Consider the following 12,489-nt stretch of genomic DNA (forward strand, 5'->3'; position numbering starts at 1 on the left):
ATGCCGATTCAGGTTCTACCGCCGCAGCTCGCGAACCAAATCGCCGCCGGTGAGGTGGTGGAACGCCCTGCGTCGGTGGTGAAGGAGCTGGTGGAAAACAGCCTCGATGCGGGCGCAACCCGCATCGATATTGATATCGAACGCGGTGGCGCGAAGCTTATCCGTATTCGCGACAACGGCTGTGGCATTAAAAAAGAGGAGCTGGCGCTGGCGCTGGCTCGTCACGCCACCAGTAAAATCGCCTCTCTGGACGATCTGGAAGCGATTATTAGCCTCGGTTTTCGCGGCGAAGCGCTGGCCAGTATCAGCTCCGTTTCGCGCTTAACGCTGACCTCCCGTACCGCTGAACAGCAGGAAGCCTGGCAGGCTTACGCCGAAGGGCGCGATATGGATGTGACGGTCAAACCCGCGGCGCACCCTGTCGGCACGACGCTGGAAGTCCTGGATCTGTTCTACAACACCCCCGCCCGACGCAAGTTTATGCGTACCGAGAAGACCGAGTTCGGCCATATCGACGAGATCATTCGCCGTATCGCGCTCGCCCGATTCGATGTCGCCATCAACCTTAGCCATAACGGTAAGGTGATGCGCCAGTACCGCGCGGTGGCGGAAGGTGGACAGAAAGAGCGTCGCCTGGGCGCTATCTGCGGGACGCCGTTTCTGGAACAGGCTCTGGCCATTGAGTGGCAGCACGGCGATCTGGCTTTACGCGGCTGGGTTGCCGATCCAAACGCGAGCAGTGCTGCGTTCTCTGAAATTCAGTATTGCTACGTGAACGGGCGCATGATGCGCGATCGTCTCATCAATCACGCGATTCGCCAGGCCTGCGAAGACAAACTCGGGGCCGATCAGCAGCCAGCTTTCGTCCTTTATCTGGAAATCGACCCCCATCAGGTGGATGTAAACGTTCATCCTGCCAAGCATGAGGTGCGTTTCCACCAGTCGCGTCTGGTTCACGACTTCATTTATCAGGGCGTGGCCGCCGTGTTGCAGCAGCAGGCAGCGCCAACTCTGCCGCTGGAGAAGGACGCCCCTGCGCCGCGTCCGCTGCCTGAAAACCGTGTAGCGGCAGGGCGCAACCATTTTGCTGAGCCTGCCGTCGCGCGTGAACCGGAAGCTCCGCGTTTCTCCCAGGCCGGGAGCGCACCGCGTCCAACGGGCGCGAACTACCCGAATGCCCAGCCGGGCTATCAGAAGCAGCAGGGAGCGTTGTACCGCAAGCTGCTGGAAACGCCCGCCGTGGAGCGAAAAGAGCACATTCCCGCCGCTCAGCCTTCTCTGGACGGCCATAGCCAAAGTTTTGGCCGGGTGCTGACGATTATCGCGCCGGATATGGCACTGCTTGAACGTGACGGCAAATTGATGCTTCTGGCACTGCCGGTCGCCGAACGCTGGCTCAAGCAGGTGCAGCTCACGCCAGGTGAAAATGCAGCCTGCGCGCAGCCGCTCTTAATTCCGGTTCGCCTGAAAATATCCCCTGAAGAAACAAGTGTATTGCAGCGCGCAGAGCCGCAGCTGGCGCAAATGGGTATTGAAACTGTGCTCGAACCACAACATGTGACAATTCGTGCAGTGCCTTTACCCTTACGCCAACAAAATTTACAAAACTTGATTCCTGAACTGATAGGCTACCTGGCGCAGCAAACATCGTTTGATGCCGCCAACACCGCGCAGTGGATCGCCCGCCATCTGGCAAGCGAACACGCGCCGTGGAGTATGGCGCAGGCCATTAGCGTGCTGGCGGAGGTAGAACGCCTCTGTCCGCATCTGGTGAAAACGCCGCCGGGTGGGTTATTACAACCTGTTGATTTACAAACGGCGATGAACGCCCTGAAACATGATTGACGCAAGTAAGGCGAGCCTGCCTAAGGCAATTTTTTTAATGGGCCCAACGGCCTCCGGCAAAACGGCGCTAGCCATTGAGTTGCGTAAAGTTTTGCCTGTAGAGTTGATTAGCGTCGACTCCGCCCTCATCTACCGGGGGATGGACATCGGCACGGCGAAGCCTGACGCAGAAGAGTTGCGTGCGGCACCGCACCGTTTGCTGGATATTCTCGACCCGGCTCAGGCGTACTCCGCAGCGGATTTCCGCCGGGATGCCTTAGCCGAGATGGCCGAGATAACGGCGGCGGGACGTATACCGCTGTTGGTTGGCGGAACCATGCTCTATTTCAAGGCGTTGCTGGAGGGGTTGTCACCTCTGCCATCCGCGGATCCGGAAATAAGAGCGAAAATTGAGCAGCAGGCGGCAGAGCTGGGTTGGGACGTTTTGCATCAGCAACTGGCGGAGATTGACCCGGTTGCTGCAGCACGGATCCATCCAAATGATCCGCAAAGGCTTTCCCGGGCACTGGAAGTTTTTTTCATTTCGGGTAAAACTTTAACGGAACTGACGCAAACGTCAGGAGACGCTCTGCCGTATCAGGTGCATCAGTTCGCCATCGCCCCGGCGAGCCGTGAACTGCTCCATCAGCGAATTGAGCAGCGTTTTCATCAGATGTTAGCTTCAGATTTTGAAGCAGAAGTGCGGGCGCTATTTGCCCGTGGAGATTTGCATACGGACATGCCTTCCATTCGTTGTGTGGGATACCGCCAGATGTGGTCGTATCTTGAAGGTGAGATTTCATACGATGAAATGGTTTATAGAGGTGTTTGCGCCACGAGACAGTTAGCGAAGCGCCAGATCACCTGGTTGCGCGGTTGGGAGGGGGTTCACTGGTTAGACAGTGAAAAACCGCAACAGGCGTTAAACGAAGTGATTGAGGTTGTTGGTGATATCGCTCACTGAATGTGTACAATTGAGACGTATCGTGCGCAATTTTTCAGAATCGCAAGGTTCTAAGTACAAAACAAGCATATAAGGAAAAGATAGAATGGCTAAGGGGCAATCTTTACAAGATCCGTTCCTGAACGCATTGCGTCGGGAACGTGTTCCAGTTTCTATTTATTTGGTGAATGGTATTAAGCTGCAAGGTCAGATTGAGTCTTTCGATCAGTTTGTGATTCTGTTGAAAAACACGGTCAGTCAGATGGTCTACAAGCACGCTATTTCTACTGTTGTTCCGTCCCGTCCGGTATCTCATCACAGCAATAACGCTGGCGGCGGCACTGGTAGTAACTACCATCATGGCAGCAGCGCGCAGGGTTCTTCAACGCCGGCGCAGGACAGCGACGAGACCGAATAAGGTTTCGCACTGTTATCCACACGGGGAGCCAGGGATCCTGCGTTCCCCGCTGATCTTTTTAGAGAGGTTTACGCTTGTTTGACCGTTATGATGCCGGTGAGCAGGCGGTGCTGGTACACATCTATTTTTCGCAAGACAAAGATATGGAAGACCTCCAGGAGTTTGAATCTCTGGTCTCTTCCGCCGGTGTCGAAGCAATGCAGGTGATTACCGGTAGCCGTAAAGCGCCGCACCCAAAGTATTTTGTTGGTGAAGGTAAAGCAGTCGAAATTGCGGATGCCGTAAAAGCAACCGGCGCGTCAGTCGTGTTGTTTGATCATGCGCTGTCTCCAGCCCAGGAGCGCAACCTGGAAGCCCTTTGCGAATGCCGTGTTATCGATCGCACGGGTTTGATTTTAGATATTTTTGCTCAGCGTGCACGTACCCACGAAGGGAAACTGCAGGTTGAGCTGGCGCAGCTGCGCCATCTGGCAACGCGTCTGGTGCGTGGCTGGACACACCTTGAAAGACAAAAAGGCGGGATTGGTTTGCGCGGCCCGGGTGAAACCCAGCTCGAAACCGACCGTCGTTTGCTGCGTGGCCGAATTACCCAGATCCTTTCACGTCTGGAACGTGTAGAGAAACAGCGTGAACAGGGGCGTCGGGCGCGAACCAAAGCCGACATCCCGACGGTGTCGCTGGTGGGCTATACCAACGCCGGTAAATCCACCCTGTTTAACCAGATAACCGAGGCCCAGGTGTATGCCGCAGACCAGCTGTTTGCGACCCTGGACCCTACGCTGCGCCGTATTGACGTTGCAGACGTCGGTGAAACGGTGCTGGCGGATACCGTAGGGTTTATCCGCCACCTGCCGCATGACCTGGTGGCGGCGTTTAAAGCCACCCTGCAGGAGACGCGACAGGCGACTCTGCTGCTGCACGTGATTGATGCGGCAGACGTGCGCGTGCAGGAGAACATCGACGCGGTGAACGTGGTGCTCGAAGAGATCGACGCCCACGAGATCCCAACGCTGTTGGTCATGAATAAGATCGATATGCTGGACGATTTCGAACCGCGTATCGACAGAGATGAAGAAAACAAACCGATTCGGGTCTGGCTTTCTGCCCAGACCGGTATTGGTGTGCCACTGCTTTTCCAGGCTTTGACAGAACGTCTTTCCGGTGAGGTAGCTCAGCACACGCTGCGACTGCCGCCACAGGAAGGCAGGCTGCGCAGCCGGTTTTATCAGCTTCAGGCGATAGAAAAAGAGTGGATGGAGGATGACGGCAGCGTGGGGATGCAGGTGCGTATGCCGATCGTTGACTGGCGTCGCCTCTGTAAACAAGAACCTGCGCTGGTCGACTACATCGTCTGATCAGAAAGGGGATGCCTGAATAATTCGCCCTTGCATAACAAATATGGAGCATATACATGGCGTGGAATCAGCCCGGTAATAACGGACAAGACCGCGACCCGTGGGGAAGCAGCAAACCTGGCGGCAACTCTGAGGGAAATGGCAACAAAGGTGGTCGCGAGCAGGGGCCGCCGGATCTGGATGATATCTTCCGCAAACTGAGCAAGAAGCTTGGTGGCCTTGGCGGAGGAAAAGGTTCTGGCTCGGGTGGCAATTCCACTCAGAGTTCGCGCCCGCCAATGGGTGGCCGCGTAGTGGGCATCGTGGCCGCTGCGGTAGTCATCATCTGGGCAGCCAGCGGGTTCTACACCATTAAAGAAGCAGAACGCGGCGTAGTCACCCGTTTCGGTAAGTTCAGCCATCTGGTTGAGCCGGGTCTGAACTGGAAGCCGACCTTCATTGACGATGTGACCGCGGTAAACGTGGAATCCGTCCGTGAACTGGCCGCCTCTGGCGTGATGCTGACCTCTGACGAAAACGTGGTGCGCGTTGAGATGAACGTGCAGTACCGCGTGACCGATCCTGAGCGTTATCTGTTTAGCGTGACCAGCGCCGATGACAGCCTGCGTCAGGCGACCGACAGCGCCCTGCGCGGTGTGATCGGTAAATACACCATGGACCGTATTCTGACCGAAGGTCGTACCGTTATTCGTAGCGATACCCAGCGCGAGCTGGAAGAGACCATTCGTCCGTACAACATGGGTATTACCCTGCTGGACGTCAACTTCCAGGCTGCGCGTCCGCCGGAAGAGGTGAAAGCCGCATTTGACGATGCGATTGCTGCCCGTGAAAACGAACAGCAGTACATCCGTGAAGCAGAAGCGTACACCAACGAAGTTCAGCCACGCGCTAACGGTCAGGCGCAGCGTATTCTGGAAGAAGCGCGCGCGTATAAGACGCAGACCATCCTGGAAGCTCAGGGTGAAGTGGCCCGCTTCGCGAAAATCCTGCCGGAATATAAAGCGGCACCGGAAATTACCCGTGAGCGTCTCTATATCGAGACCATGGAAAAAGTGCTGAGCCACACCCGCAAAGTGTTGGTTAACGACAGTAAAGGCGGAAACCTGATGGTTCTGCCGCTGGATCAGATGCTGAAAGGCGGTTCTGCACCAGCAGCGAAAGGCGACACCAGCGGCGCGAACAACCTGCTGCGTCTGCCGCCAGCCTCAACAGGCAGCGCCAGCACGAACACAACGCCTTCTTCGAACGATGGTGACATTATGGACCAACGCCGTGCTAACGCGCAGCGTAACGACTACCAGCGTCAGGGGGAATAAGGATGCGTAAGTCAGTTATTGCGATCATCGTCATCGTACTGGTCGCGCTTTATACCTCGATCTTTGTGGTGAAAGAAGGCGAGCGTGGGATCAAGTTCCAGTTCAGCAGCGTCGTGCGTGATGGCGACAAACGCCCGGTGATTTACGAGCCGGGTCTGCACTTCAAGGTACCGTTTATTCAGTCCGTGAAAACGCTTGATGCGCGTATCCAGACCATGGATAACCAGGCCGACCGTTTCGTGACCAAAGAGAAGAAAGACCTGATCGTTGATTCCTATATCAAATGGCGCATCAGCGATTTCAGCCGTTACTTCCTGGCAACGGGCGGCGGCGACGTTTCTCAGGCAGAAGTGCTGCTGAAACGTAAGTTCTCTGACCGTCTGCGTTCCGAGATTGGTCGTCTGGATGTGAAAGACATCGTGACCGACTCCCGTGGTCGTCTGACCCTGGAAGTTCGCGATGCGCTGAACTCCGGTACAGCGGGCACTGAAGACGAAGTTTCAACGCCGGCAGCAGATGATGCGATTGCCAAAGCGGCTGAACGCGTTCAGGCGGAGACCAACGGTAAAGTGCCGGTGATCAACCCGAACAGTATGGCTGCGCTGGGTATCGAAGTGGTTGACGTGCGTATTAAGCAGATCAACCTGCCAGTAGAAGTGTCCGAGGCGATTTACAACCGTATGCGCGCCGAGCGTGAAGCGGTAGCCCGTCGTCACCGTTCACAGGGCCAGGAAGAGGCTGAGAAGCTGCGTGCCGCAGCGGACTACGAAGTCACCAAGACGCTGGCGGAATCTGAGCGACAGGGCCGTATCCTGCGCGGTGAAGGCGATGCCGAAGCGGCGAAGCTGTTCGCGGATGCCTTCAGCCAGGATCCTGACTTCTACGCCTTTATCCGTAGCCTGCGCGCTTACGAGAATAGCTTCCAGAGCAACCAGGATGTGATGGTGCTCAGCCCGGACAGCGATTTCTTCCGTTATATGAAGACGCCGACTAACGCAACGCGATAAACTCAGGCCCGTTTGAGTATTCAAACCACCGCTCCCAACGGAGCGGTGGTTTTCTTTTATAAGGAATAAAAATGAATTCAACGATCTGGCTCGCACTGGCTTTGGTCCTGGTGCTGGAAGGTCTTGGACCGATGCTTTATCCGCGTGCCTGGCGCCGAATGATCGCCACGATGAGTCAGCTGCCGGATAATATTTTGCGTCGTTTTGGCGGCGGTCTTGTGGTTGCGGGCATCGTGATCTACTACATGTTGAGGAAAACGATTGGCTGATCAAAAAGTAGACGCAATCGGCGTATTTTGAGGTCAAAAAGTGCTGTATATCTGAAAAAGCGATGGTAGAATCCATTTTTAAGCAAACGGTGATTTTGAAAAAAATGGGTAACAACGTCGTCGTACTGGGCACCCAATGGGGTGACGAAGGTAAAGGGAAGATTGTTGATCTTCTGACTGAACGGGCTAAATATGTTGTACGCTACCAGGGCGGTCACAACGCAGGCCATACTCTCGTAATCAACGGTGAAAAAACCGTCCTCCATCTTATTCCATCAGGCATTCTTCGTGATAACGTCACCAGCATCATCGGTAACGGCGTTGTGCTGTCTCCTGCTGCGCTGATGAAAGAGATGAAAGGTCTGGAAGACCGTGGTATCCCTGTTCGTGAGCGTCTGCTGCTCTCCGAAGCCTGCCCGCTGATCCTGGATTATCACGTGGCGCTGGACGTAGCGCGTGAGAAAGCGCGCGGCGCGAAAGCGATCGGCACCACCGGTCGTGGTATCGGTCCGGCTTACGAAGATAAAGTTGCACGTCGCGGTCTGCGCGTGGGCGACCTCTTCGACAAAGCAACCTTCGCTGAAAAACTGAAAGAAGTGATGGAATATCACAACTTCCAGCTGGTGAACTTCTACAAAGCTGACGCTGTTGACTACCAGAAAGTGCTGGATGACGTCATGGCGATCGCTGACATTCTGACCGGTATGGTTGTTGACGTATCCGATCTGCTGGACCAGGCGCGCAAGCGTGGCGATTTCGTCATGTTCGAAGGTGCGCAGGGTACGCTGCTGGACATCGACCACGGTACCTATCCGTACGTAACGTCCTCTAACACCACTGCAGGTGGCGTGGCGACCGGCTCTGGCCTGGGTCCACGTTATGTGGATTACGTACTGGGCATCATCAAAGCGTACTCCACTCGCGTGGGTGCGGGTCCATTCCCGACCGAGCTGTTTGATGAAACCGGCGAGTTCCTGTGCAAGCAGGGTAACGAGTTTGGCGCGACCACCGGTCGTCGTCGTCGTACCGGCTGGCTGGATGCGGTTGCAGTGCGTCGCGCAGTGCAGATCAACTCCCTGTCTGGCTTCTGCCTGACCAAGCTGGACGTACTGGACGGCCTGAAAGAAGTGAAAATCTGCGTAGGCTACCGTATGCCAGATGGCCGCGAAGTGACCACCACTCCGCTGGCTGCTGACGACTGGGAAGGCATTGAGCCAATCTACGAAACCATGCCGGGCTGGTCTGAGACCACTTTCGGTGTGAAAGAGCGTAGCGGCCTGCCGCAGGCGGCGCTGGATTACATCAAGCGTATTGAAGAACTGACCGAAGTGCCGATCGATATTATTTCTACCGGCCCGGATCGTACTGAAACGATGATCCTGCGCGACCCGTTCGACGCATAATCTTCGTGACTGCTGGCCTGCGGGGAGACCCGTAGGCCGGATAAGCGTAGCGCCATCCGGCGACCGCTCCTGGATCTCCGCTTTTTCGCCCCGTCTGTCAAATAAATTAGCCGCTAACTATCTGGCTGGTTTATCATCATTAATGAATATCTCTGCGGTTTGACCGCGTTTTCCCTTTTTCCTGAGGTTGATGTGCAGTTAACAAGTTTCACCGATTACGGCTTACGTGCGCTGATTTACATGGCGTCGTTACCCGAGGGGAAGATGACCAGTATCTCTGAAGTGACAGAGGTCTACGGCGTATCCCGTAATCATATGGTCAAAATAATCAATCAACTTAGTCGTGCCGGATACGTTGCTGCCGTCCGCGGGAAGAATGGTGGGATCCGTCTCGGTAAACCGGCACAGAGTATTCGTGTTGGCGATGTGGTACGTGAACTGGAGCCGCTGTCTCTGGTGAACTGCAGCAGCGAGTTCTGCCACATCACGCCCGCTTGCCGCCTGAAAAAGGCGCTTTCAAAGGCCGTGCAAAGTTTTCTCATGGAACTGGATAACTACACGCTGGCCGATTTGGTTGAAGAGAATCAACCGCTTTATAAATTATTGCTGGTGGAATGAAGAAAATTTCCACCGGAGCTGACAACGGAGGAACCGACATGTCACATGATCCTTTCCAGGAACGCGAAGCCGAAAAATACGCGAATCCTATTCCCAGCCGCGAGTTCATCATTGAACACTTAACAAAACGCGAAAAACCCGCCAATCGTGAAGAACTTGCCGTTGAATTAAACATTGAAGGTGAAGAGCAAATTGAAGCCCTTCGCCGCCGCCTGCGCGCGATGGAGCGTGACGGGCAGCTGGTCTTTACCCGCCGCCAGTGCTACGCGCTGCCAGAACGCCTCGATCTGCTGAAAGGGACCGTCATTGGTCACCGCGATGGCTTCGGCTTCCTGCGCGTGGAAGGCCGTAAGGACGATCTGTACCTCTCATCTGAACAGATGAAAATGTGCATCCATGGCGACCAGATCCTGGCGCAGCCGCTGGGCGCTGACCGTAAAGGTCGCCGCGAAGCGCGCGTGGTACGCGTTCTGGTGCCAAAAACCAGCCAGATCGTCGGCCGCTACTTTACCGACGCGGGCGTGGGCTTCGTGGTGCCGGACGACAGCCGTCTGAGCTTCGACATTCTGATCCCACCTGAAGAGGTGATGGGCGCCCGCATGGGCTTTGTGGTGGTGGTTGAACTCACCCAGCGCCCAACCCGTCGCACCAAAGCGGTAGGTAAAATCGTCGAAGTGCTTGGCGACAACATGGGCACCACGATGGCCGTTGATATGGCATTGCGTACCCATGAAATTCCGTACATCTGGCCGAAAGCGGTTGAAGAGCAGATCGAAAGCCTGCGCGAAGAAGTGCCGGAAGAATCCAAAGTGGGCCGCGTGGATCTGCGCTCCCTGCCGCTGGTCACTATCGACGGTGAAGACGCCCGCGACTTTGATGACGCCGTATACTGTGAGAAAAAACGCGGTGGTGGCTGGCGTCTGTGGGTTGCTATCGCTGACGTAAGCTATTACGTCCGTCCGCACACCCCGCTGGATAACGAAGCCCGCAGCCGCGGTACCTCGGTCTACTTCCCGTCCCAGGTCGTGCCGATGCTGCCGGAAGTGCTGTCTAACGGCCTGTGTTCCCTGAACCCGCAGGTTGACCGCCTCTGTATGGTTTGCGAGATGACCATCTCCACCAAAGGGCGCTTAACCGGCTACAAGTTCTACGAAGCGGTGATGAGCTCGCACGCGCGTCTGACCTATACCAAGGTCTGGCATATGCTGCAGGGCGACCAGGATCTGCGCGAACAATACGCGCCGCTGGTCAAACACATCGAAGAGCTGCATAACCTCTACAAAACGCTGGATCAGGCGCGCGAAGAGCGCGGCGGGATCTCGTTTGAGAGCGAAGAAGCGAAATTCATTTTCAACGCCGAACGCCGCATTGAGCGTATCGAGCAGACCCAGCGTAACGACGCGCACAAGCTGATCGAAGAGTGTATGATCCTGGCGAACATCTCGGCGGCACGATTCGTTGAAAAAGCCAAAGAGCCTGCGCTGTTCCGTATTCACGATAAGCCGACCACGGAAGCCATTACGTCGTTCCGCTCCGTGCTGGCTGAACTGGGTCTGGAACTGCCCGGGGGCAACAAGCCAGAGCCGCGCGATTACGCTGAGCTGCTGGAGTCTATTGGCGACCGTCCTGACGCAGAAATGCTGCAGACGATGCTGTTACGCTCTATGAAGCAGGCGATTTACGATCCGGAAAACCGCGGACACTTTGGCCTGGCGCTGCAGTCTTACGCCCACTTTACGTCGCCGATCCGTCGTTATCCTGACCTCTCTCTGCACCGTGCGATCAAGTATCTGCTGGCGCAGGAGCAGGGCCATAAAGGGAACACCACCGAAACCGGTGGCTACCACTATTCGATGGAAGAGATGCTGCAGCTGGGTCAGCACTGCTCCATGGCCGAACGTCGTGCCGATGAAGCAACACGTGACGTGGCGGACTGGCTGAAGTGTGACTTTATGCTCGATCAGGTCGGTAACGTCTTTAAAGGCGTGATTGCCAGCGTGACCGGCTTTGGTTTCTTCGTTCGTCTGGACGAGCTGTTCATCGACGGTCTGGTGCACGTCTCCAGCCTGGATAACGACTACTACCGCTTCGACCAGGTCGGCCAGCGCCTGATTGGCGAGTCTGGCGGCCAGACCTATCGTCTGGGCGACCGTGTGGAAGTGAAGGTCGAAGCCGTGAATATGGACGACCGTAAGATCGACTTCAGCCTGATCTCCAGCGAGCGCGCGCCGCGTAACGTCGGTAAAACCGAGCGTGAAAGGGCGAAAAAAACCGGTAACGGTAAACCGGGCGGCGGTAAACGTCGTCAGGCGGGCAAGAAGGTAAACTTCGAGCCGGACAGCGCGTTCCGCGGCGAGAAGAAACAGAAGCCGAAGGCGGCGAAGAAAGAAGCTCGTTCAGCGAAAAAACCTTCCGCGAAAACGCAGAAAATCGCTGCCGCCACCAAAGCGAAGCGCGCGGCCAAGAAAAAGCAGGCGGAGTAAATTCTCCCCTCAACCTGACCCTCTCCCCAGCGGGGGGAGGGAAAATACTTATTACGAGAACCATCAATGAGTGAAATGATTTACGGCATCCACGCGGTGCAGGCCCTTCTCGAGCGCGCACCGGAGCGTTTTCAGGAAGTGTTTATTCTGAAAGGGCGTGAAGATAAGCGTCTGATGCCGCTGATCCACGCGCTGGAAGCGCAGGGCGTGGTGATTCAGCTGGCGAACCGCCAGTTCCTGGATGAGAAAAGCGAAGGCGCGGTCCACCAGGGGATCATTGCCCGCGTGAAGCCGGGTCGTCAGTATCAGGAAAACGATCTGCCTGATCTGATTGCCGAGCTGGATAACCCGTTCTTCCTGATCCTCGACGGCGTTACCGATCCGCACAACCTCGGGGCGTGCCTGCGCAGCGCCGATGCGGCGGGCGTGCACGCGGTGATCGTGCCGAAAGATCGCTCCGCGCAGCTGAACGCGACGGCGAAGAAGGTGGCCTGCGGCGCGGCGGAAAACGTTCCGCTGATCCGCGTGACCAACCTGGCGCGCACTATGCGTCTGCTGCAGGAAGAGAACATCTGGATCGTCGGTACCGCCGGTGAAGCGGATCATACTCTGTACCAGAGCAAAATGACCGGCCGTCTGGCGCTGGTGATGGGTGCGGAAGGCGAAGGCATGCGTCGTCTGACCCGCGAGCACTGCGACGAGCTGATCGGCATCCCGATGGCGGGCAGCGTGTCGTCCCTGAACGTTTCCGTTGCGACGGGCATCTGCCTGTTTGAAGCGGTGCGTCAGCGGGGAGAATAAACAGCAAGGCCGTCCACAGGACGGCCTTTTGTGTTTTCTCCCTCTCCCCGAG

At 56.2% G+C, this 12,489-nt stretch carries 11 protein-coding genes; all 11 read left to right on the forward strand.

Features of this window, described 5'->3' with window-relative positions; translation table 11 throughout:
- The 11 genes from mutL to rlmB all read left to right on the forward strand — a co-directional run bounded on the left by mutL (position 1) and on the right by rlmB (position 12,437).
- The gene (mutL, locus tag HB664_RS05360) at positions 1–1,845 is read left to right on the forward strand and encodes a DNA mismatch repair endonuclease MutL (RefSeq protein WP_219940442.1); all 1,845 of its coding nucleotides are present in this window, start codon (positions 1–3) and stop codon (positions 1,843–1,845) included.
- Positions 1,838–2,788: a tRNA (adenosine(37)-N6)-dimethylallyltransferase MiaA gene (miaA, locus tag HB664_RS05365; RefSeq protein ID WP_033144464.1), complete on the forward strand. Its 951-nt coding sequence runs from the start codon at positions 1,838–1,840 to the stop codon at positions 2,786–2,788. The genes mutL and miaA overlap by 8 nt, the downstream gene beginning before the upstream one ends.
- Positions 2,789–2,873: 85 nt before the next feature.
- On the forward strand, positions 2,874–3,185 hold the full coding sequence (gene hfq, locus HB664_RS05370; protein ID WP_023334248.1) for an RNA chaperone Hfq: 312 nt from the start codon (positions 2,874–2,876) through the stop codon (positions 3,183–3,185).
- A 74-nt stretch (positions 3,186–3,259) separates the two neighbouring features.
- Complete coding sequence (hflX, locus tag HB664_RS05375; protein WP_023310136.1) at positions 3,260–4,540, forward strand: ribosome rescue GTPase HflX; 1,281 nt, start codon at positions 3,260–3,262, stop codon at positions 4,538–4,540.
- Positions 4,541–4,596: 56 nt separating this feature from the next.
- On the forward strand, positions 4,597–5,856 hold the full coding sequence (gene hflK, locus HB664_RS05380; protein ID WP_023310137.1) for an FtsH protease activity modulator HflK: 1,260 nt from the start codon (positions 4,597–4,599) through the stop codon (positions 5,854–5,856).
- A gap of 2 nt (positions 5,857–5,858) precedes the next feature.
- The gene (gene hflC / locus HB664_RS05385) at positions 5,859–6,863 is read left to right on the forward strand and encodes a protease modulator HflC (protein ID WP_023334250.1); all 1,005 of its coding nucleotides are present in this window, start codon (positions 5,859–5,861) and stop codon (positions 6,861–6,863) included.
- A gap of 71 nt (positions 6,864–6,934) precedes the next feature.
- Entirely contained in the window at positions 6,935–7,132 is a 198-nt protein-coding gene (locus HB664_RS05390; RefSeq protein ID WP_003855996.1) for a DUF2065 domain-containing protein, read from the forward strand.
- A gap of 104 nt (positions 7,133–7,236) precedes the next feature.
- Positions 7,237–8,535 carry an adenylosuccinate synthase gene (locus HB664_RS05395; protein WP_024907332.1) on the forward strand — a complete coding sequence of 433 codons (1,299 nt, stop codon included), beginning with the start codon at positions 7,237–7,239 and terminating at the stop codon, positions 8,533–8,535.
- Positions 8,536–8,727: 192 nt separating this feature from the next.
- Complete coding sequence (gene nsrR / locus HB664_RS05400) at positions 8,728–9,153, forward strand: nitric oxide-sensing transcriptional repressor NsrR (RefSeq protein WP_023334253.1); 426 nt, start codon at positions 8,728–8,730, stop codon at positions 9,151–9,153.
- A gap of 38 nt (positions 9,154–9,191) precedes the next feature.
- The gene (gene rnr, locus HB664_RS05405) at positions 9,192–11,636 is read left to right on the forward strand and encodes a ribonuclease R (RefSeq protein WP_039261027.1); all 2,445 of its coding nucleotides are present in this window, start codon (positions 9,192–9,194) and stop codon (positions 11,634–11,636) included.
- A gap of 66 nt (positions 11,637–11,702) precedes the next feature.
- The gene (rlmB, locus tag HB664_RS05410; RefSeq protein ID WP_033144466.1) at positions 11,703–12,437 is read left to right on the forward strand and encodes a 23S rRNA (guanosine(2251)-2'-O)-methyltransferase RlmB; all 735 of its coding nucleotides are present in this window, start codon (positions 11,703–11,705) and stop codon (positions 12,435–12,437) included.
- Positions 12,438–12,489 lie beyond the last annotated feature (52 nt).

It is taken from the genome of Enterobacter sp. DNB-S2, assembly GCF_019443845.1.
Lineage (GTDB): Bacteria > Pseudomonadota > Gammaproteobacteria > Enterobacterales > Enterobacteriaceae > Enterobacter > Enterobacter asburiae_B.

Excerpts from the sequence above, each read along its gene's own strand:
- mutL (WP_219940442.1), top strand. The coding sequence starts at position 1 with ATGCCGATTCAGGTTCTACCGCCGCAGCTCGCGAACCAAATCGCCGCC.
- miaA (WP_033144464.1), top strand. The coding sequence starts at position 1,838 with ATGATTGACGCAAGTAAGGCGAGCCTGCCTAAGGCAATTTTTTTAATG.
- hfq (WP_023334248.1), top strand. The coding sequence starts at position 2,874 with ATGGCTAAGGGGCAATCTTTACAAGATCCGTTCCTGAACGCATTGCGT.
- hflK (WP_023310137.1), top strand. The coding sequence starts at position 4,597 with ATGGCGTGGAATCAGCCCGGTAATAACGGACAAGACCGCGACCCGTGG.
- hflC (WP_023334250.1), top strand. The coding sequence starts at position 5,859 with ATGCGTAAGTCAGTTATTGCGATCATCGTCATCGTACTGGTCGCGCTT.
- HB664_RS05390 (WP_003855996.1), top strand. The coding sequence starts at position 6,935 with ATGAATTCAACGATCTGGCTCGCACTGGCTTTGGTCCTGGTGCTGGAA.
- HB664_RS05395 (WP_024907332.1), top strand. The coding sequence starts at position 7,237 with ATGGGTAACAACGTCGTCGTACTGGGCACCCAATGGGGTGACGAAGGT.
- rnr (WP_039261027.1), top strand. The coding sequence starts at position 9,192 with ATGTCACATGATCCTTTCCAGGAACGCGAAGCCGAAAAATACGCGAAT.
- rlmB (WP_033144466.1), top strand. The coding sequence starts at position 11,703 with ATGAGTGAAATGATTTACGGCATCCACGCGGTGCAGGCCCTTCTCGAG.